Source organism: Escherichia sp. KTE172, from assembly GCF_000408845.1.
Classification (GTDB): domain Bacteria; phylum Pseudomonadota; class Gammaproteobacteria; order Enterobacterales; family Enterobacteriaceae; genus Escherichia; species Escherichia coli.
In genome coordinates, this window is sequence record NZ_KE137316.1 from 166,370 (window position 1) to 186,987 (window position 20,618).

General features: G+C 51.3%; 19 protein-coding genes, 3 pseudogenes and 1 other annotated feature (1 of these 23 cut by a window edge). Of the genes and pseudogenes, 11 read left to right on the forward strand and 11 right to left on the reverse strand.

Going from position 1 to position 20,618, the window contains the following annotated elements; genetic code table 11:
• Nucleotides 1–2 precede the first annotated feature (2 nt).
• From G434_RS22725 to G434_RS30910, 8 genes are all read left to right on the forward strand, one after another.
• The gene (locus G434_RS22725) at nucleotides 3–746 is read left to right on the forward strand and encodes a C40 family peptidase (RefSeq protein ID WP_016249727.1); all 744 of its coding nucleotides are present in this window, start codon (nucleotides 3–5) and stop codon (nucleotides 744–746) included.
• Nucleotides 710–1,285: a tail assembly protein gene (locus G434_RS22720; protein WP_230058350.1), complete on the forward strand. Its 576-nt coding sequence runs from the start codon at nucleotides 710–712 to the stop codon at nucleotides 1,283–1,285. Before G434_RS22725 ends, G434_RS22720 begins: the two co-directional genes overlap by 37 nt.
• A gap of 72 nt (nucleotides 1,286–1,357) precedes the next feature.
• Entirely contained in the window at nucleotides 1,358–1,696 is a 339-nt protein-coding gene (locus G434_RS30230) for a hypothetical protein (protein ID WP_001332187.1), read from the forward strand.
• A gap of 66 nt (nucleotides 1,697–1,762) precedes the next feature.
• Nucleotides 1,763–5,242, forward strand: a complete 3,480-nt coding sequence (locus G434_RS22715) for a phage attachment tail tip protein J (protein ID WP_016249678.1) — start codon at nucleotides 1,763–1,765, stop codon at nucleotides 5,240–5,242.
• Nucleotides 5,243–5,309: 67 nt separating this feature from the next.
• Nucleotides 5,310–5,909 carry an Ail/Lom family outer membrane beta-barrel protein gene (locus G434_RS22710; protein ID WP_001228316.1) on the forward strand — a complete coding sequence of 200 codons (600 nt, stop codon included), beginning with the start codon at nucleotides 5,310–5,312 and terminating at the stop codon, nucleotides 5,907–5,909.
• Between the two features lie 151 nt (nucleotides 5,910–6,060).
• Nucleotides 6,061–9,087, forward strand: a complete 3,027-nt coding sequence (locus G434_RS22705; protein WP_001403614.1) for a prophage tail fiber N-terminal domain-containing protein — start codon at nucleotides 6,061–6,063, stop codon at nucleotides 9,085–9,087.
• Nucleotides 9,087–9,671 (forward strand): tail fiber assembly protein, encoded by a 585-nt coding sequence (locus tag G434_RS22700; protein WP_000885577.1) that lies wholly within the window; start codon nucleotides 9,087–9,089, stop codon nucleotides 9,669–9,671. The genes G434_RS22705 and G434_RS22700 overlap by 1 nt, the downstream gene beginning before the upstream one ends.
• Nucleotides 9,644–9,781 carry a hypothetical protein gene (locus G434_RS30910; RefSeq protein WP_001309429.1) on the forward strand — a complete coding sequence of 46 codons (138 nt, stop codon included), beginning with the start codon at nucleotides 9,644–9,646 and terminating at the stop codon, nucleotides 9,779–9,781. The genes G434_RS22700 and G434_RS30910 overlap by 28 nt, the downstream gene beginning before the upstream one ends.
• Here the strand turns inward: G434_RS30910 and G434_RS22695 are convergent.
• The gene (locus tag G434_RS22695) at nucleotides 9,726–10,394 is read right to left on the reverse strand and encodes a class I SAM-dependent methyltransferase (RefSeq protein ID WP_122134665.1); all 669 of its coding nucleotides are present in this window, start codon (nucleotides 10,392–10,394) and stop codon (nucleotides 9,726–9,728) included. The two genes, G434_RS30910 and G434_RS22695, sit on opposite strands and share 56 nt — an antisense overlap.
• Before the next feature lie 149 nt (nucleotides 10,395–10,543).
• Between G434_RS22695 and G434_RS30625 the strand changes: the two are divergent.
• Together G434_RS30625 and G434_RS31065 are read left to right on the forward strand one after the other, a co-directional pair.
• Nucleotides 10,544–10,720, forward strand: a pseudogene (locus tag G434_RS30625) (tail fiber assembly protein); the annotation flags it as partial.
• Between the two features lie 96 nt (nucleotides 10,721–10,816).
• A pseudogene (locus tag G434_RS31065) lies at nucleotides 10,817–11,095 on the forward strand (DUF4376 domain-containing protein); the annotation flags it as partial.
• 36 nt (nucleotides 11,096–11,131) lie between these two features.
• Here the strand turns inward: G434_RS31065 and G434_RS22680 are convergent.
• Complete coding sequence (locus tag G434_RS22680) at nucleotides 11,132–11,689, reverse strand: Rha family transcriptional regulator (protein ID WP_001348267.1); 558 nt, start codon at nucleotides 11,687–11,689, stop codon at nucleotides 11,132–11,134.
• Nucleotides 11,686–11,961: an ash family protein gene (locus G434_RS26860; protein WP_072256401.1), complete on the reverse strand. Its 276-nt coding sequence runs from the start codon at nucleotides 11,959–11,961 to the stop codon at nucleotides 11,686–11,688. The genes G434_RS22680 and G434_RS26860 overlap by 4 nt, the downstream gene beginning before the upstream one ends.
• 185 nt (nucleotides 11,962–12,146) lie before the next feature.
• On the opposite strand from G434_RS26860, the pseudogene G434_RS26865 reads away from it, so the two are divergent.
• Nucleotides 12,147–12,272, forward strand: a pseudogene (locus G434_RS26865) (OmpW family outer membrane protein); the annotation flags it as partial.
• A gap of 59 nt (nucleotides 12,273–12,331) precedes the next feature.
• On the opposite strand, the gene G434_RS22675 reads toward G434_RS26865, so the two are convergent.
• The 8 genes from G434_RS22675 to trpE form a co-directional block, all read right to left on the reverse strand.
• The gene (locus G434_RS22675; protein ID WP_001079489.1) at nucleotides 12,332–12,838 is read right to left on the reverse strand and encodes a ferritin-like domain-containing protein; all 507 of its coding nucleotides are present in this window, start codon (nucleotides 12,836–12,838) and stop codon (nucleotides 12,332–12,334) included.
• Nucleotides 12,839–12,883: 45 nt separating this feature from the next.
• Nucleotides 12,884–13,384, reverse strand: a complete 501-nt coding sequence (locus G434_RS22670) for a YciE/YciF ferroxidase family protein (protein WP_001056491.1) — start codon at nucleotides 13,382–13,384, stop codon at nucleotides 12,884–12,886.
• A gap of 85 nt (nucleotides 13,385–13,469) precedes the next feature.
• Nucleotides 13,470–13,649, reverse strand: coding sequence for a con-10 family general stress protein (locus G434_RS22665; RefSeq protein WP_000807651.1), 180 nt, complete (start codon nucleotides 13,647–13,649; stop codon nucleotides 13,470–13,472).
• A 380-nt stretch (nucleotides 13,650–14,029) separates the two neighbouring features.
• Entirely contained in the window at nucleotides 14,030–14,836 is an 807-nt protein-coding gene (trpA, locus tag G434_RS22660; protein WP_000443081.1) for a tryptophan synthase subunit alpha, read from the reverse strand.
• Nucleotides 14,836–16,029: a tryptophan synthase subunit beta gene (gene trpB / locus G434_RS22655; RefSeq protein ID WP_000209502.1), complete on the reverse strand. Its 1,194-nt coding sequence runs from the start codon at nucleotides 16,027–16,029 to the stop codon at nucleotides 14,836–14,838. Before trpB ends, trpA begins: the two co-directional genes overlap by 1 nt.
• A gap of 11 nt (nucleotides 16,030–16,040) precedes the next feature.
• The gene (gene trpCF / locus G434_RS22650) at nucleotides 16,041–17,402 is read right to left on the reverse strand and encodes a bifunctional indole-3-glycerol-phosphate synthase TrpC/phosphoribosylanthranilate isomerase TrpF (RefSeq protein ID WP_000983887.1); all 1,362 of its coding nucleotides are present in this window, start codon (nucleotides 17,400–17,402) and stop codon (nucleotides 16,041–16,043) included.
• On the reverse strand, nucleotides 17,403–18,998 hold the full coding sequence (gene trpD / locus G434_RS22645; protein ID WP_000763518.1) for a bifunctional anthranilate synthase glutamate amidotransferase component TrpG/anthranilate phosphoribosyltransferase TrpD: 1,596 nt from the start codon (nucleotides 18,996–18,998) through the stop codon (nucleotides 17,403–17,405).
• Nucleotides 18,998–20,560 (reverse strand): anthranilate synthase component I, encoded by a 1,563-nt coding sequence (gene trpE, locus G434_RS22640; protein WP_001194627.1) that lies wholly within the window; start codon nucleotides 20,558–20,560, stop codon nucleotides 18,998–19,000. The genes trpD and trpE overlap by 1 nt, the downstream gene beginning before the upstream one ends.
• A gap of 21 nt (nucleotides 20,561–20,581) precedes the next feature.
• Nucleotides 20,582–20,618: a sequence feature (Trp leader region), on the reverse strand (it continues 57 nt past the right edge of the window).

Genomic DNA, 20,618 nt, shown 5'->3' on the forward strand with positions numbered 1-20,618 from the left:
CCATGACAGAGACAGAATCAGCGATTCTGGCGCACGCCCGGCGATGTGCGCCAGCGGAGTCGTGCGGCTTCGTGGTGAGAGCGCCGGAGGGGGAAAGATATTTTCCCGGCGTGAATATTTCCGGTGAGCCGGAGGATTATTTCCGGATGGCTCCGGAGGACTGGCTGCAGGCAGAAATGCAGGGTGAGATTGTGGCGCTGGTCCACAGCCACCCCGGTGGTCTGCCCTGGCTGAGTGAGGCTGACCGGCGGCTGCAGGTGCAGAGTGATTTGCCGTGGTGGCTGGTCTGCCGGGGGGCGATTCATAAGTTCCGCTGTGTGCCGCATCTCACCGGGCGGCGCTTTGAGCACGGGGTGACGGACTGTTACACGCTGTTCCGGGACGCTTATCATCTGGCGGGGATTGAGATGCCGGATTTTCATCGCGGGGATGACTGGTGGCGTCACGGCCAGAATCTCTATCTGGATAATATGGAGGCAACGGGGTTGTATCAGGTGCCGTTGTCAGCGGCGCAGCCGGGCGATGTGCTGCTGTGCTGTTTTGGTTCATCGGTGCCGAATCATGCCGCCATTTACTGTGGTGACGGCGAGCTGCTGCACCATATTCCTGAACAACTGAGCAAACGAGAGAGGTACACCGACAAATGGCAGCGACGCACACACTCCCTCTGGCGTCACCGGGCATGGCACGCATCTGCCTTTACGGGGATTTGCAACGATTTGGCCGCCGCATCGACCTTCGTGTGAAAACGGGGGCTGAAGCCATCCGCGCACTGGCCACACAGCTCCCGGCGTTTCGTCAGAAACTGAGCGATGGCTGGTATCAGGTACGGATTGCCGGGCGGGATGCAGGAGAAACCGAATTATCATCCCGTCTTAATGAGCCGCTGGCAAATGGTGCCGTGATCCACATCGTACCGCGTCTGGCGGGTGCCAAAAGTGGTGGTGTTTTTCAGGCAGTGCTGGGTGCGGCGCTGATTGCTACGGCAATCTGGATGCCAGGAATCAGTATCGCTTTCAGTAACATTCTCTTTTCTATGGGGGCAGCGATGACGCTTGGTGGTGTCGCACAGATGCTGGCCCCTAAACCCAAAACTCCACGTACACAGACAACGGATAACGGCAAACAGAACACCTATTTCTCCTCACTGGATAACATGGTTGCCCAGGGCAATGTCCTGCCTGTTCTGTACGGTGAAATGCGCGTGGGGTCACGTGTGGCATCTCAGGAGATCAGCACGGCAGATGAAGGGGATGGTGGTCAGGTTGTGGTAATTGGGCGGTAATATTATTTACTCATGTTCTAACTGATTTAATATTTATATCGAACACTGATAATTATTCTATTGGTTAGCTATATGAACAAAACGATTTTATTCTGCACGATTATTGCCTTAACAGGATGTAAATCTTTGGATTACGTAAAATCCGGAAAACCTGTAATGGAAGGTAATTCATTAAAAAATATTGATGAATTGTCAGGCTGCATATCCAGACAATGGGCTGGTAATGGAACACCTATAACATCCCTTCCTATTGAGAATGGGGTAAGCCTTTTAGTTCCACAGGCTATGGGGGGATATGATGTTGTGCTTGATATCAAAAAAGCAGGAAATGGCAGTAGTTTTACTCTTTATGAACGTGTACCAGCATTAACGCCAAAAATTTTTGCTGATAGTGTTAATGCATGTAAATAATAGTTAATCCTGCTGTAACTCATGAGCCGCCTTTTGGGCGGCTTTGTTGTTTATGGAGTGTGAGGAATGGGTAAAGGAAGCAGTAAGGGGCATACCCCGCGCGAAGCGAAGGACAACCTGAAATCCACGCAATTACTGAGTGTGATCGATGCCATCAGCGAAGGGCCGATTGAAGGTCCGGTGGATGGATTAAAAAGCGTGCTGCTGAACAGTACACCGGTGCTGGACAGTGAGGGGAATACCAACATCTCCGGTGTCACGGTGGTGTTCCGGGCAGGTGAGCAGGAGCAGACACCGCCGGAGGGATTTGAATCCTCCGGCTCCGAGACGGTGCTCGGTACAGAAGTGAAATATGACACGCCGATCACCCGGACCATCACGTCTGCAAACATCGACCGTCTGCGCTTTACCTTCGGTGTGCAGGCTCTGGTGGAAACCACCTCAAAGGGGGACCGGAATCCGTCGGAAGTTCGCCTGCTGGTTCAGATACAGCGTAATGGTGGCTGGGTGACGGAAAAAGACATCACCATTAAGGGCAAAACCACCTCGCAGTATCTGGCCTCGGTGGTGGTGGATAACCTGCCGCCGCGCCCGTTTAATATCCGGATGCGCAGAATGACGCCGGACAGCACCACAGACCAGCTGCAGAACAAAACGCTCTGGTCGTCATACACCGAAATCATCGATGTGAAACAGGGCTACCCGAACACGGCACTGGTCGGCGTAAAGGTGGATTCGGAGCAGTTCGGCAGCCAGCAGGTGAGCCGTAATTATCATCTTCGCGGGCGTATTCTGCAGGTGCCGTCGAACTATAACCCGCAGACGCGGCAATACAGCGGTATCTGGGACGGAACGTTAAAACCGGCATACAGCAACAACCCGGCCTGGTGTCTGTGGGATATGCTGACCCACCCGCGCTACGGCATGGGGAAACGTCTTGGTGCGGCGGATGTGGATAAATGGGCGCTGTATGTCATCGGCCAGTACTGCGACCAGTCGGTGCCGGACGGCTTTGGCGGCACGGAGCCGCGCATTACCTGTAATGCGTACCTGACCACACAGCGTAAGGCGTGGGATGTGCTCAGTGATTTCTGCTCGGCGATGCGCTGTATGCCGGTATGGAACGGGCAGACGCTGACGTTCGTGCAGGACCGACCATCAGATAAGGTGTGGACCTATAACCGCAGTAATGTGGTGATGCCGGATGATGGTGCGCCGTTCCGCTACAGCTTCAGCGCCCTGAAGGACCGCCATAATGCCGTTGAGGTGAACTGGATTGACCCGAATAACGGCTGGGAGACGGCGACAGAGCTTGTTGAAGATACGCAGGCCATTGCCCGTTACGGTCGTAATGTCACGAAGATGGATGCCTTTGGTTGTACCAGTCGGGGGAAGGCACACCGAGCCGGGCTGTGGCTGATTAAAACGGAACTGCTGGAAACGCAGACCGTGGATTTCAGCGTGGGCGCAGAAGGGCTTCGCCATGTGCCGGGCGATGTTATTGAAATCTGCGATGATGACTATGCCGGTATCAGCATCGGTGGTCGCGTGCTGGCGGTGAACAGCCAGACCCGGACGCTGACGCTCGACCGTGAAATCACGCTGCCATCCTCCGGCACCACGCTGATAAGCCTGGTTGACGGGCAGGGTAATCCGGTCAGCGTGGAGGTCCAGTCCGTCACCGACGGCGTGAAGGTGAAAGTGAGCCGTGTTCCTGACGGCGTTGCTGAATACAGCGTATGGGGGCTGAAGTTGCCGACGTTGCGCCAGCGCCTGTTCCGCTGCGTGAGTATCCGTGAGAACGACGACGGCACGTATGCCATCACCGCCGTGCAGCATGTACCCGAAAAAGAAGCCATCGTGGATAACGGGGCGCACTTTGACGGCGACCAGAGCGGCACGGTGAATGGCGTCACGCCGCCCGCGGTGCAGCACCTGACTGCCGAAGTCACCGCAGACAGCGGGGAATATCAGGTGCTGGCGCGCTGGGACACGCCGAAGGTGGTGAAGGGCGTGAGCTTTATGCTTCGCCTGACCGTGGCAGCGGATGACGGCAGTGAGCGGCTGGTCAGCACGGCCCGGACGACGGAAACCACATACCGCTTCACGCAACTGGCGCCAGGGAACTACAGGCTGACAGTCCGGGCGGCAAATGCCTGGGGGCAGCAGGGCGATCCGGCATCGGTATCGTTCCGGATTGCCGCACCGGCAGCGCCGTCGCGGATTGAGCTGACGCCGGGCTATTTTCAGATAACCGCCACGCCGTATCTTGCCGTTTATGATCCGACGGTACAGTTTGAGTTCTGGTTCTCAGAAAAGCGGATTGCGGATATCAGGCAGGTTGAAACCGCAGCCCGCTATCTTGGCTCGGCGCTGTACTGGATAGCTGCCAGTATCAATATCAAGCCGGGCCATGATTATTATTTTTATATCCGCAGTGTGAATACTGTTGGCAAATCGGCATTCGTGGAGGCTGTCGGTCGGGCGAGCGATGATGCGGAAGGTTACCTGGATTTTTTCAAAGGAGAAATCGGGAAAACACATCTGGCCCAGGAGCTGTGGACGCAGATTGATAACGGTCAGCTTGCGCCGGACCTGGCTGAAATCAGGACGTCCATTACGAATGTCAGCAATGAAATCACGCAGACCGTCAATAAAAAACTGGAAAATCAGAGTGCGGCAATCCAGCAGATACAGAAAGTTCAGGTTGATACAAATAATAACCTGAACAGCATGTGGGCCGTGAAACTGCAGCAGATGCAGGACGGACGCCTTTATATTGCGGGTATCGGTGCCGGTATTGAGAATACGCCAGCAGGAATGCAGAGTCAGGTGCTGCTGGCGGCAGACAGGATTGCGATGATTAATCCTGCGAATGGCAACACAAAGCCGATGTTTGTTGGTCAGGGCGATCAGATATTTATGAATGAAGTGTTCCTGAAATATCTGACGGCTCCCACCATTACCAGCGGCGGTAATCCTCCGGCATTTTCCCTGACACCGGACGGGCGGCTGACGGCGAAAAATGCCGATATCAGCGGTAACGTGAATGCGAACTCCGGGACGCTCAACAACGTCACGATTAACGAGAACTGTCGGGTTCTGGGAAAATTGTCCGCGAACCAGATTGAAGGCGATCTCGTTAAAACAGTGGGCAAAGCTTTCCCCCGGGACTCCCGTGCACCGGAGCGGTGGCCATCAGGAACCATTACCGTCAGGGTTTATGACGATCAGCCGTTTGACCGGCAGATTGTTATTCCGGCGGTGGCATTCAGCGGCGCTAAACATGAGAAAGAGCATACTGATATTTACTCCTCATGCCGTCTGATAGTGCGGAAAAACGGTGCTGAAATTTATAACCGTACCGCGCTGGATAATACGCTGATTTACAGTGGTGTTATTGATATGCCTGCCGGTCACGGTCACATGACACTGGAGTTTTCGGTGTCAGCATGGCTGGTAAATAACTGGTATCCCACAGCAAGTATCAGCGATTTGCTGGTTGTGGTGATGAAGAAAGCCACTGCAGGCATCACGATTAGCTGAATTTTATAACCCAGATACGGGCGCCAGAAATGGCGCCTTTTTTATTGCAGAAAAGCGAGAGGTAATTATGCGTAAATTATGTGCTGTTATTTTGTCCGCAGTAGTCTGGCAGGTCGCCGCTGCTACGCCAGCGAGTGCAGCAGAACATCAGTCCACGCTGAGCGCGGGGTATCTCCATGCCTCGACGAACGTTCCCGGTAGTGATGATCTGAACGGGATTAACGTGAAATACCGTTATGAGTTTACGGACGCGCTGGGGCTGATTACGTCCTTCAGTTATGCCAATGCTGAGGATGAGCAAAAAACGCGCTACAGCGATACCCGCTGGCATGAAGATTCCGTGCGTAACCGCTGGTTCAGCGTGATGGCGGGGCCGTCTGTACGCGTGAATGAATGGTTCAGCGCGTATGCGATGGTGGGTGTGGCTTACAGCCGTGTGTCGACTTTCTCCGGGGATTATCTCCGCGTAACTGACAACAAGGGGAAAACGCACGATGTGCTGACCGGAAGTGATGACGGTCGCCACAGCAACACGTCTCTGGCGTGGGGGGCTGGCGTGCAGTTTAATCCGACCGAATCCGTGACCATTGACCTTGCTTATGAAGGTTCCGGTAGTGGCGACTGGCGAACGGATGCATTTATTGTTGGTATCGGATACCGTTTCTGACAACAGACGCCGATTTATCTTCTGTAAATATTGTTATGATACGCAGGTTCATCCACCTTATGGGGTGAACTGCGTTTGAGGAAACGTAAAGTTACACTGTCCTGAAGCCCGTGGCGTCACTGCTGCGGGCTTTTTTTATTGGTGGAAAAGTATGACAGTAAAAATTTCTGGCGTGCTTAAAGATGGCACAGGAAAACCAGTACAGAACTGCACCATTGTGCTGAAGGCCAGACGAACCAGCAGCACGGTGGTGGTGAACACGGTGGCCTCTGAAAATCCGGATGAAGCCGGACGTTACAGCATGGATGTTGAGCATGGTCAGTACAGCGTCACCCTGCTGGTTGAAGGTTTTCCGCCTTCACATGCCGGGACCATTACCGTCTATGAAGGTTCCAGATCAGGTACGCTGAATGATTTTCTCGGTGCCATGACGGAGGATGATGTCCGACCGGAGGCACTGCGCCGCTTTGAGCAGATGGTGGAAGAGGTGTCACGTAACGCCTCCGCGGTTGCACAGAATACGGCAGCCGCGAAAAAATCAGCCAGCGATGCCAGTGCATCAGCCAGCGAGGCGGCAACTCATGCAACCGATGCTGCAGCCTCAGCACGTGCCGCCAGCACGTCAGCCGGACAGGCCGCGTCGTCGGCTCAGTCAGCGTCTTCCAGCGCAGGAACGGCATCGACAAAGACCCGTGAAGCAGCAAAAAGTGCTGCTGCTGCAGAGTCATCAAAAAGCGCGGCAGCTACCAGCGCCAGTGCCGCGAAAACGTCAGAAACGAATGCCGCAGCATCACAAAAATCGGCAGCCACTTCTGCATCCACAGCGACCACGAAGGCGTCAGAAGCTGCCACCTCGGCACGGGGTGCGGCGGCCTCAAAAGAGGCAGCGAAATCTTCAGAAACGAATGCATCATCAAGTGCCAGTAGTGCAGCTTCCTCGGCAACGGCGGCAGGAAATTCCGCGAAGGCGGCAAAAACGTCCGAGACGAACGCTAAGTCTTCTGAAACAGCAGCGGGACAGAGCGCCTCAGCTGCGGCAGGTTCAAAAACAGCGGCTGCATTATCTGCCAGTGCCGCGTCAACAAGTGCCGGGCAGGCCTCAGCCAGTGCCACCGCCGCCGGAAAATCGGCAGAAAGCGCCGCATCATCCGCTTCAACAGCCACAACGAAGGCTGGCAAAGCCACTGAGCAAGCCACTGCAGCAGCGAGGTCTGCTTCTGCAGCAAAAACCTCTGAAACAAATGCAAAGACTTCAGCAGACAATGCTGCTTCCTCTAAGGCGGCAGCCGCATCGTCAGCCAGTTCAGCGGCGTCATCGGCATCATCTGCGTCTGCTTCAAAAGATGAGGCGACCAGACAAGCGTCAGCAGCGAAAGGTAGTGCCACGACAGCAACAACGAAAGCATCAGAGGCGGCAGGCAGTGCGACGGCTGCATCTCAGAGCAAAGTTGCTGCTGAATCCGCGGCAACGCGCGCCGAGACAGCAGCAAAACGGGCAGAGGATATTGCATCCGCCGTGGCGCTGGAGGATGCGAGCACGACGAAAAAGGGGATAGTACAGCTCAGCAGTGCAACAAACAGCACCAGTGAAAAGCTGGCGGCAACGCCAAAGGCAGTTAAAACTGTTAAAGATAGTTCAGTTCAAAAAACTGGCGACACAATGGGAGGGCAGTTAAAAATCAGCACGATAAATGCTCTTCGAATATTCAACCAAGCCTTTGGCCTTATTTTTAGGCGTTCCGAAGATCATCTTCATCTTATTCCGACTAATGAAGGGGAGGGGGAAAATGGAGACATCGGTTCATTAAGACCATTCTCTATAAACTTAAGATCAGGGTTGGTGTCCATCGGTAATGGACTAAAAGTTGGTGGTAGTGTTACTGGTAATTTGACCGGAAACGCAGATACTGCGACCAAGATCAAGACAGCACGTAAGATTGGGGGCGTGGCATTTGATGGATCGGCAGATATCAACTTGCCTGGAGTCAACGCTACCGGTAATCAAAACACTACAGGTAATGCTGCGACCGCCACGAAACTTCAGGCAGCCAGAACGATTAACGGTGTGTCATTTGATGGTAGTGCAAATATCACATTGACCCCTTCAAATATTGGGGCATTGGCATTAACTGGAGGGACTCTTTCAGGTGGTTTAACTGCTGCTGGTGAGGTTATTTCAAGGTCAGCAAATGGTCTGCGTATTGCCTATGGCAACTATGGATTCTTTATCCGAAATGATGGATCAAACACATATTTTATGTTGACAGATTCGGGTAACAGTCTTGGTACGCACAATAGCTTAAGGCCGTTTATAATTAGTAACCATACTGGCAATGTTACAATTGCAACTAAATTAAACGCGAGTGGTGGTATCACTGGATCTTTATCGGGTAATGCAAGCACAGCAACCAAATTGCAAACTGCAAGGACAATTAACGGCGTAAAATTTGACGGCTCGGCAAATATTGAAGCGTTTCCGCCAGGTGTTCCGCTGCCGTGGCCATCAGATACACCACCTGCAGGTTATGCAATCATGCAGGGGCAGACGTTTGATAAGGCAGCATATCCGAAACTGGCTATTGCCTATCCTTCAGGTGTTATTCCAGATATGCGCGGCTGGACAATCAAGGGCAAACCCGCCAGTGGCCGGGCCGTATTGTCTCAGGAACAGGACGGCATTAAATCGCACACCCACAGCGCCAGCGCATCCAGTACGGATTTGGGGACGAAAACCACATCGTCGTTTGATTACGGCACTAAATCCACGAATAACACCGGGGCGCATACGCACAGTCTGAGTGGCTCTACGGGGTCTGCCGGTGTTCATACTCATGGTAATGGTATTCGTTGGCCAGGAGGCGGCGGTTCTGCGTTAGCATTTTATGATGGCGGTGGGTTCACTTATGTCCAGAATTCACAGTATCAAGTAAGCCCGGAGACTTCTTCCTATAGATCGTATTATCAACGTATTCAGACACAGTCAGCAGGTGCTCATACCCACTCGCTGTCTGGTACTGCAGCAAGTTCTGGCGCACATGCACATACTGTAGGTATTGGTGCGCATACGCACTCCGTTGCGATTGGTTCACATGGACACACCATCACCGTTAACGCTGCGGGTAACGCGGAAAACACCGTCAAAAACATCGCATTTAACTATATTGTGAGGCTTGCATAATGGCATTCAGAATGAGTGAACAAGCACGGACCATAAAAATTTATAATCTGCTGGCCGGAACTAATGAATTTATTGGTGAAGGTGACGCATATATTCCGCCTCATACAGGTCTGCCAGCAAACAGTACCGATATTGCACCACCAGATATTCCTGCTGGCTTTGTGGCTGTTTTCAACAGTGATGAGGCATCGTGGCATCTCGTTGAAGACCATCGGGGTAAAACGGTTTATGACGTAGCGTCAGGGGACGAGTTATTTATTTCTGAACTCGGTCCGTTACCGGAAAATGTTACCTGGTTATCGCCGGAAGGGGAGTTTCAGAAGTGGAACGGCACAGCCTGGGTGAAGGATACGGAAGCAGAAAAACTGTTCCGGATCCGGGAGGCGGAAGAAACAAAAAACAACCTGATGCAGGTAGCCAGTGAGCATATTGCGCCGCTTCAGGACGCTGCAGATCTGGAAATTGCAACGGAGGAAGAAACCTCATTGCTGGAAGCCTGGAAAAAGTATCGGGTGTTGCTGAACCGTGTTGATACATCAACTGCACCTGATATTGAGTGGCCTACGAACCCTGTCAGGGAGTAATCATTGGGATTATGCCGCAGCACGTCTTAAGCAAGAACGTGCTGCGGTTGGATGCTATTTTTTCCCTGAAGCGGAAAACATTACTACAGTACCTTGAACCTTGGTTTTAACATTCTCGAAATGCTCTGAGAGTATATGTGTTAAGCCTTCTTCGGAATCTTTTGTGTTTGAAAAGATGCCTTTCTGATTGTAAATGCGCATCAGTTTTTGACCGAAGCTATTGTGCACAACTCCATCGCCAAGAATTGTGGCTCCGTATAGAGTTCCATCGTCAGTTAAGGCCTGCGCCGTATTGCGTATTACACAGCTTTTTGTAGATATATTTCCAGGCAGGCAGTGAAGAAGGTAAAACATGGAAATGGAATCAAATTGACCATGTAACGCCGCGGGATAAGGTTCAAAAACATCATGGCTAATTTTATGTTTAATTTTTGATTCCCCAGCCCTTGTAGATGCCGCGTTCAGGCTAGCTTCGTTCAAATCCATTAAAGATATCAGACTACTCTCAGGTACGTGAGTAAGGTAAAACCCAGTTCCAACACCAATATCCAGATGGTTGTTACCTACATGTTCCAGAAAGTGTGGAAGAAGGTGTTCCTTTGTAGGACATCCCCATGCAAGCCGATTTGATACTCCCAAAACCCACCAGTCATAAAGCTTTAGGGTAAGTGGTGTGTAAATTTTAGCCCCATCATCTGTGTTTTTTTTCATTGGTTTCACCATGTTATAGTTTTATTTGTGAATTAAATCAATTATGGCGATGAATTACAAGGGGTTAAATGCTGCCGCAGCATAGCGATATTGAAATAGCCTGGTATGCTTCGATACAGCAGGAGCCGAATGGCTGGAAGACCGTCACCACACAGTTCTACATCCAGGAATTCAGTGAGTATATTGCGCCACTGCAGGATGCTGTAGATCTGGAAATCGCAACGGAGGAAGAAAGATCGTTGCTGGAGGCATGGAATAAATATCGGGTATTGTTGAATCGTGTTGATACATCAACTGCACCTGATATTGAGTGGCCTGCAAATCCTGTCAGGGAGTAATCATTGGGATTATGCCGCAGACACGTCGTATGCAGGAACGTGCTGCGGTTAGTTTGTGAGCTTTCGATAGTGGTTGTTATTTTTGCCCTTATTTGTTCCGGAGGCCATGGTTCAATGGTCCGTCTGCCCCCTGTGGTGATGTCAGCAAAATCAGCCACTGCGCGAACCACAATAGCCCGGGAAGATGCTGAAGATCACCAGGTAAAGCTGTCAGCGCAGAAACTGGAAGAACTGCTCGCATCAATGGTTAAGGATGAGGTTGATCGCAATGATGGGATTTATTGACGTCAGCGAGAGCAGAAGGAAGAACTGAATAACCTGAATGATTTACGCTCAATCAGAGCGATGGCGATTAGCGGCAATCACGCTCGATAAAATTAACCCCGGTGATCATCCGGGGTTTTGCATTCATTAAAACCGCATCAACCTTTCCACCAATTGTTCTTTACGGGCAACGATCCACCCATGTTGCTCCAGATAAAATTTAAACCGTTCCAGCGTGCATACCATCGCATCGGCGGGGACTTTTTCTGTGAACTCGACCTGACCGTGTTTATCGAAGTGGATCAGTAATGCGCATCCATTATTTGGGGCGGGGGAGTTTTGTGCTGCAGGAGGACGTTTGTGGAGTTCTTCTTCCATTGCGTTAAATTTTTCAATGTAAGCTTCTTTTAGTCTGGCTGCTTTTTTGCCAGTAAATCCCATTACGAGGAACATGAAGCCGTCTTTTGTGATCAGGTAGCATCGTGATTCACGTTCTGCGCCGTTGCCAATTTCGACAGTCTGAACATCGGCCGAAAAGTTGGCTGATGTAAATTCGGGAGAGCAGTCGAGTGTGTCAATCTTAGCTAAAACGTGTTTATGTTGTTTATCGAAGTAGTCGGCAACAGCTTGAGAGGTGGTAACCAGGCGACCATCTTTGAAAAAGACTTTTGGTGACTCGTTAGAAAAAGTTATAGCTGTATTCATATGTGATGACTCCAATTAATTGGATGATCACCACATCTGACGCCAATCAGGGAGGTGGTGAGACGTACAGGGTTGGCGTAACCGGTCATCACAAAACCCGGCGCGGATTTCTCCGCCCCTGCACGCCCCACCATAATGCGAATGTGGCAATGCTTAACGCAAAAAAAACCGCAAACGCGGCTATGCGTTGTGATGTTATCCGAGACGCCAATCCCGACAACCGATTTTGCGGTTGTGTGAGGAATATAGCCCCGGAGAACAAAAACTGTCAACGGGCAAAAAAATTTCCGTTATCAGGAATGTATAAAATTAAAGCGATCGAGCAAAAAATCCTTTCTGCAAAACTAAAAAAGATTTCAATAAAATCAGGCAGTTAAAAACACGGAAAAACGGTATAAAAAAGCGCCTCAAAATCCTGTTTTTTCTTTCAGATACAATGTCTTATTGCATTTTTTAAAACATGTCAGTCTGGTACATGGATATCGATACCACCGCCAATTATAAGCTGGGCGGTGCACAGCAACACGATAGCGTACGCCTCGATCCGTGGGTGTTTATGTTCTCAGCAGGATATCGTTTTTAATTCCGCACAAAAACGACCCCGTAATATACGGGGTCAATAAGGACATGGTATAAAGGGTATTATTTCTTCGCTTCTACGCCATCAGTTTCAGAGCGAATTAAAAATTTCTCAGTTGTTTGCGGAATATGCTGAATCAGCCAGTCGGCCATTTGCTTTTCCTCATTTAAAATCGCTTCGATGGTTGGAATTGAAGCTGTATCACCGGCATTTTTTGCTGCTGCTAATAGTGAGGTGTAACAGGCGATTTCAAATTGCTCGAAGACATATCCGCTAATAGAGCCTTTGACTATTTCATCAGAAGGGAATATACCACCGATTGACTGCCCAAGCGCAGCCATTTTACTCATGGAATCTTTAATGACTGAACGTGAAATGTCATTACGATCAAGAATAGTTTCCAGTTGAATAATCTGGTTTTTGGTTTCACTAAGATGTTGTTCAATACGAGCGCGTAGTTCAGGATAATTATCTATACGGCTGGCCATGGATTCAAGCATAGATTCGGCTTGCTTTTCCATTGCGTGGGCGTCACGTAACCAGTCATGATAATGTTCAATACGATTCATGAAAATGTCCTCTTTATAAAATGACTAAAAGTTAAAATTCATATTTCAGGCTTTATTTTCGGCTTTCTTATTTACGTTATTAAGGGCCAGATCAGTCAATTTGATGTCGGTGGCCTTTTCTTCTTCCAGGGTCTCTTTCAGAAGCTTCGCTGCTTTACGATAACCTAATTGTTCAGCCAGCGTCGCTAATGTCCCGTAACTGGCGATCTCATAATGCTCGACTTTCTGTGCTGCGGCAATCAGTGCGGCATCACGCACTTCGTTTTTCTCGGTACTTTCGATGACCTCATTAGCTTCTTCAATAAGACCTTCCATTGCCACACATTTCATGCGCTTAATTTTCAGGTTCGATTCTGATTCCACAACTTGATCAATACGTTCAATCTGTCCATGTGTTTCCTCGAGGTGCGCATGAAAAGCCTGACTTAATTTTTCGTTTGATGTTGCTCTTGCGAGTTTTGCCAGTGCCCGGGTTAATTGTTTTTCTGCGCTGTAGGTATCTGAAAGCAGGTGAATAAATACATCTTCAATGGTCTTCATATTCATATTTTTCTCCAGTGAAATCACTGCGAGCCATACGGCCCGCAGATGCAATTATCTTTATCAGCTGATATTAATAATTAACGGTGAATCAGGATTTGCCTGATTTATTACCACCGCTTTGTTGACCGCCTTTTTTACCCGCTTCAGATGCGCGTTGCGGATCATTTTTAAAATTACCGCCGCTATGCTGACCGCCTTTACGGCCAGCGTCGGATGCCTTTTCACGGTCTTCGGCGAAATTTCCTGAACCACCACGATGTTCGGCCATGTTATTTCTCCCGTTGCGTTGCATTGTTTCATTAATATGAGTGTTGTGTGTCGACACTCATTAAAATTAGTTGCTAATGAAAATTAGTCAAATTAAGCGCAACGAGAAGAAAGAGGGAAAATATATTATGAGGAACGTTCTTGATATATTAACAATTGCCTGAGGAATAAGTGACTTAGAGAAAATTATTGATTTTACTGGTGTTATGTTGCGGGATTAATTTATTTGATTATATTACTGTTGGGCGGAAAAATGACGTAAGTTGACGTTTGACAGGGGGAAGCGAAACGGTAAAAAGATAAATATTAAATGAATTTAGGATTTTTCTGGCTTCGTTAAAGAAAGTTAAAATGCCGCCAGCGGAACTGGCGGCTGTGGGATTAACTGCGCGTAGCCGCTTTCATCGGTTGTACAAAAGCTTTCAGTGCCACCAGCATTTTCTCTGGCTCATTAATATGTTGCTCGATGATTTTAACAATGGCTGAACCTGAAATCGCGCCTGCAGCTCCTGCATCAATCGCTGCTTTTACCTGATCCGGGGCGGAAATACCAAAGCCCTGCAATGGAGGCGCAGCATTGTACTCTTTCAGCTTCGTGACCAGATGATTGAGGGGTAACGCGGCGCGGTTTTCTGCGCCGGTCACGCCCGCACGTGACAATAAATAGGTGTATCCACGACCGTAGGAGGCTATCTGGCGCAGCAAATCATCGTCGGCATTCGGCGGGCAAATAAAGATAGGTGCGACATTATGACGCAACGCGGCCTGGCGGAAGGGAGCGGACTCTTCCACTGGCACATCGGCAACCAGCACCGAATCGACGCCGACTTTCTCGCACTGGGCATAAAACTCATCAATGCCTTTGCTAAACACTAGGTTGGCATACATCAAAAGGCCGATGGGAATGGTCGGGTGCTTCTGGCGAATCAGTGCCAGCATCTCAAAGCACTGTGCCGGGGTCACACCTGCCGCAAAGGCACGCAGTGTGGCGTTTTGAATCGTCGGGCCATCCGCCAGTGGGTCGGAGAAGGGGATACCTAACTCCAGCGCGTCAGCACCGGCTTCAATTAGCGTGTCGATAATTTTCAGCGACTGCTCAATGCCCGGATCACCGAGCGTGACGAAAGGAACGAATGCGCCTTCTTTGCGCTCCTTCAACTGGGCAAACAGAGATTCGTAGCGTTCCATCAGATTTCCCCTCGTGCTTTCAAAATATCGTGAACGGTGAAGATGTCTTTATCGCCGCGACCGGAAAGGTTAACCACCAGTAGCTGCTCTTTTTCCGGGTTTTCGCGCATCATTTTCAGCGCATGGGCCAGGGCGTGGGAGGACTCCAGCGCCGGGATGATCCCTTCGTGCAGGCACAGCGTTTTGAAGGCTTCCAGTGCTTCATCATCGGTAATTGACACGTAATCAGCGCGTCCAGTGCTGTTAAGATACGCGTGTTGTGGGCCGACAGACGGGAAATCCAGTCCGGCGGAGATGGAGTAAGATTCTTCAATCTGTCCGTCTTCGGTTTGCATCATCGGCGCTTTCATACCGAAATAGATGCCCACGCGACCGTGTTTTAACGGTGCGCCGTGCTCGCCAGTTTCGATACCGTGACCGCCTGGTTCGACACCAATCAGGCCGACGTCGGTTTCGTTGATAAAATCAGCAAACATGCCGATGGCATTTGAACCGCCGCCAACACAAGCGATAACCGCATCCGGCAGGCGACCTTCTCTTTCCAGAATCTGTGCTTTGGTTTCTTCGCCAATCATCCGCTGGAACTCACGGACAATGGTCGGATAAGGATGTGGGCCAGCTGCGGTGCCCAGCATATAGTGCGCGGTTTCATAACTGCCGGACCAGTCGCGCAGCGCCTCATTACAGGCATCTTTCAGCGTCGCGGAACCGCTATGCACCGGGATCACTTCCGCGCCCATTAAATGCATACGAAAAACGTTAGGCGACTGGCGTTCAACGTCTTTGGCACCCATATAAATACGGCATTTCAGGCCGAGCAGGGCGCTGGCAAGGGCCGACGCCACGCCATGCTGACCGGCACCGGTTTCGGCGATGATTTCGGTTTTACCCATCCGCTTCGCCAGTAAAGCCTGACCGAGCACCTGGTTAGTTTTATGCGCGCCGCCGTGCAGCAAATCTTCGCGCTTGAGATACAGCGTGGTGTTAGTGCCAGCCGTGATGTTCTGGCATTTGGTGAGTGCGGTTGGACGCCCGGCATAGTTTTTCAGCAGGTCGTTGAACTGGGCCTGAAATTCAGGATCTTTTTGCGCGCTGACAAAAGCTTCTTCCAGCTGGCGCAGAGCAGGCATCAGGATTTGTGGCACGTACATGCCGCCAAACTCACCAAAATAGGGGTTAAGTAATGTTGTCATTGTTCCTTTCCTTAATATGCGCGCAGCGTCTGGAAAACCGAGGCCAAAAGACGTGCGTCTTTGATGCCCGGTTGCGACTCTACAGCAGAATTAAAATCAAGTCCGGCGCAGCCGGTTTGTGCCGCTTCCACGCAGTTATCTGCGCCTAAGCCCCCCGCCAGCAGAACGTTGCCAAGCGATTGACCGTTTAACAGTGACCAGTCGAAACGTTGCCCGCTTCCACCCTGGCCGTTGTCTAAAACATATTTATCAACGTGCTGAAGCTCGCGGGCGGGCAGGGTTTCACCGACGCTTAATGCTTTCCAGATGGCAATGTTTGCGGGCAGCGCGCCACGCAATGTGTCGATATATTGTTGATCTTCATTACCATGCAGTTGCACTGCCGCAAGTGATAACACCTTAGCTTTGTCCACCACATCGGCAATATCGTGATTGCGGAACACGCCAACATACTGCAACGGTGCCGCAGCCATCACTTCCTGCGCCTGTTCAACGTTGACGCAACGCGGTGATGTCGCAACAAAAATCAACCCACCGTAAATCGCGCCCGCGTCATAAGCTGCTTTAGCATCTTGCCCACGCGTCAGGCCACATACTTTATTCTCACCCAGCAACACCCGGCGCACGGCGGCGTTCAAATCGTCATGGGCCATCAACGCCGAACCAATCAGAAAACCGTTAGCGAAGTGGCTTAACTCGCGCACCTGAGCGTAAGTATTGATGCCGGATTCGCTGATTACCGTCACGTTGTGCCCCAGTTTCGGCGCAAGCTCGCGGGTACGGTTGAGATCAATCGACAAATCACGCAGATCGCGGTTGTTGATGCCAACGACCTTTGCCCCCAATGCAATGGCACGCTCCAGTTCCTCTTCATTACTGACTTCGGTCAGCACACCCATCTCCAGACTGTGGGCGACGGCAGCAAGCTGGCGATATTGTTCGTCATCCAGTACTGAAAGCATTAATAAGCAGGCATCGGCCTGGTAATAGCGCGCCAGATAGATCTGGTAAGGATCGATAATGAAGTCTTTACATAAAATCGGCTGCGGGGCGATTTGGCTGACGATGGGGAGGAAATCAAAGCTCCCCTGAAAATATTTCTCATCAGTCAGCACCGAAATTGCCGAAGCGTAATGTTTATAAATGGCGGCAATGCGTGCCGGATCGAAATCATCACGGATCACGCCTTTTGACGGCGACGCTTTTTTGCACTCCAGAATAAACGACGTGCGTGCACCCTGAAGTGCATCATAAAAATGTCGCGTGCTCGGCTGAACCTCATTCTGAAAACTGGCCAGCGGTTGCTGCTCTTTGCGGGTTTCTACCCAAATCGCCTTGTCTGCGACGATTTTCGCTAAAACGGTTTGCATCATTTACCCTCGTGCCGCCAGTGCGGTGACTCTGTCGTAAGCGGAACCACTGCGCAGTACCTCAAGAACGGTTTGCGCATTGGCTTGCAGATCTTCATGGCCATGCAGGCGCATTAACATGGCGACATTCGCCGCGACGGCTGCTTCATGGGCGGCGTCGCCTTTACCTTGTAACAAGCGTGTTAAAATGTCACGGTTTTCTTCCGGTGTTCCGCCTGCCAGTTGCTCCTGGTGGTAGGGTGTCAGGCCAAAATCTTCTGCAGTTAGCTGATAGCTCTTAATTTCACCGTCATGCAGTTCGGCAACGATTGTCGGCGCGTGTAATGAAACTTCATCCATCCCGCCGCTGTGCACTACCGCAGCGCGTTGATACCCCAGCACGCGCAAGGTTTCGGCAATCGGCAGCACCAGTTCCGGACTATAAACACCAATTAGCGCCAGCGGCGGATGCGCCGGGTTAATCAATGGCCCCAGCACATTGAACAGGGTGCGGGTTTTCAGTTGCTGGCGAACCGACATCGCGTGGCGGAATCCGGTGTGATATTTCGGCGCAAAGAGGAAACAGACGCCTAACTCATCCAGCGCCTGGCGCGATTTATCGGCGTTCATATCAAGATTAATACCGAACGCCGCCAGCAGATCCGACGAGCCGGATTTACTGGAGACGCTACGGTTGCCGTGTTTCGCCACTTTCAGCCCACAGGCCGCGGCGACAAAAGCACTGGCGGTAGAAATATTGATACTGTTGCTGCCGTCACCACCGGTACCGACGATATCGGCAAACAGATAATCCGGGCGCGGGAACGGCGCGGCGTTTTCCAGTAGCGCGGTTGCTGCTCCGGCGATTTCGTTTGGGTGCTCGCCGCGAATTTTCATGCTTACCAGAGCCGCCGCGAGCTGTTCTGGCTTCAGCTCGCCATGCACCACTGCTGAAAACAGCTGGTGGCTTTCTTGCTGGCTAAGCGTCTGCGCCTGATACAGTTTTTCCAGAATCGGTTGCAGCGTGTTAGTCGGTTCCAGTTTCTGCTGCGCCCAGGCCAATGTTTGTTCCAGCAGGCGAGCGCCCTGGGTAGTAAGAATGGATTCCGGATGGAACTGGAATCCACAAACGCGATCTGCATCGTGACGCACTGCCATCACCATGCCATTAAAATGGGCGTTGATGGTTAAACCGGCCGGAATGTTACTGCCAACCAGCGAGTGATAACGCGCCACTGGCAGCGGGTTTGTTAATCCGGCAAACATCGCCTGACCGTCGTGTTCAATGCTGGAGGCTTTACCGTGAAGAATTTCGCCCGCCTGACCGACATACCCCCCATAAGCTTCGACAATCGCCTGATGACCGAGGCAAATGCCAATAATTGGCAGCTTGCCGCGCAGGCGGGTGAGGAGTTCTGGCATACAACCGGCTTCGCTTGGCACACCGGGGCCAGGAGAAAGCATCAGCACCGGATTGCTCATTGTCGCCAGGCGTTCAATTAAGGTCTGCGCCGGAATATGGTTGCGGTAAATCACCACGTTATGACCATTGCTGCGCAACTGATCTGCCAGGTTGTAAGTAAAAGAGTCGATATTATCGAGCAGCAGAATGTCAGCCATCAGAACGTCTCCTGTGCATGATGCGCGGTGGCAATAGCGCGCAGTACAGCGCGGGCTTTATTACGGGTTTCGTCGGCTTCCGACTGCGGAACAGAATCAAGTACCACGCCAGCACCGGCTTGCACGGTGGCGATACCGTTTTCCACCAGTGCCGAGCGGATCACAATGCAGGTGTCGAGATCGCCATGCGCGGTGAAATAACCTACCGCGCCGCCGTAGCTGCCGCGGCGACGACCTTCCGCCTCGGCAATTAACTGCATAGCGCGTACTTTCGGTGCACCGCTTAACGTCCCCATATTCATACAGGCGCGGTAAGCGTGCAGGGCGTCGAGATCGTGGCGCAGCTCACCGACCACGCGGGAGACCAGGTGCATCACGTAAGAGTAACGGTCAACTTTGGTGAGATCGGCGACGTAGCGGCTGCCGGGGGTGCAAATGCGTGCCAGATCATTACGGGCGAGATCCACCAGCATCAGATGTTCAGAAAGCTCTTTATGATCGGTACGCATTTCCAGTTCGATGCGGCTGTCGAGGTCTCTGTCCAGCGAACCATCGGCACGACGACCGCGTGGACGTGTTCCGGCAATCGGGTAGATCTCAATCTGGCGGCTGGTGGCGTCATACTTGAGCGAGCTCTCCGGCGACGCGCCAAACAGGGTGAAATCATTATCCTGCATAAAAAACATATACGGGCTGGGATTACTCTTTTTCAGCACGTAATAGGCCGCCAGCGGTGACGGGCAGGGCAGAGAGAAACGGCGAGATGGCACCACCTGGAAAATTTCTCCGGCGCGAATCGCTTTTTGCAACAAACGCACTACGCCACCGAACTCTTCATCGCTCTGGTTACATTCACAATGCATATGCGGCACGGAAACCACCGGCAGCGGTGGCGCGGTTTCGGTCAGCTGCTGGCGAAGATCGTTCAGGCGAGCAGTGAGACGTTGTTTTTCTTCTTCATTCGGAGCAAAAAGACTGGCCTGAATGCGGGTGCTTTTTTTCTGATGGTCAATCACCATCAGCGTTTCAGCGAGATAAAAACAGAAATCAGGGCAGTTATTTTCCGCTGACAGTTGCGGTAAATCTTCAAACCCCGCCACAAGGTCATAAGAGAACAGGCCGCCGAAGAACATTGCTTCTCGTTCTTCCTTCGGTACATTCAACAGATTCTGCAATAAGCGGAAAGCGTCAAAAACCGAAAGGGAGCATAAGCGGGCGTCTTCATCCAGCAGTGGACTGACAGGGGGGAAGCGCAGCACACGGCAGTTTGGTGATTGTTCATTTTCCACACCCGCAGGCAGGGCGTTATCCAGTAGTGCCAACAGGGCTTCGCCATTGCCGGAAAGTGCCTGAATTGTGACAGTGTCACCTAATGCTGTAATGCGCAGCGCACTGTCTACCAGCAGCAGGCTTTTTAAATCATCTTTGCTGTCGATATCTGCGGATTCCAGCAGCAGCGTTGCTGGACGATTCCCACACAACTGGTGAAAAAGCGCAGTCGGGTTGTCGCGATAAGCGCCTTCGCAGGTTAGCAGTTCAAGAGTCGGTTTTTGTGTTTGCATTGTTATTCTCTAATTTTGTTCAAAAAAAAGCCCGCTCATCAGGCGGGCTGGGTATCTG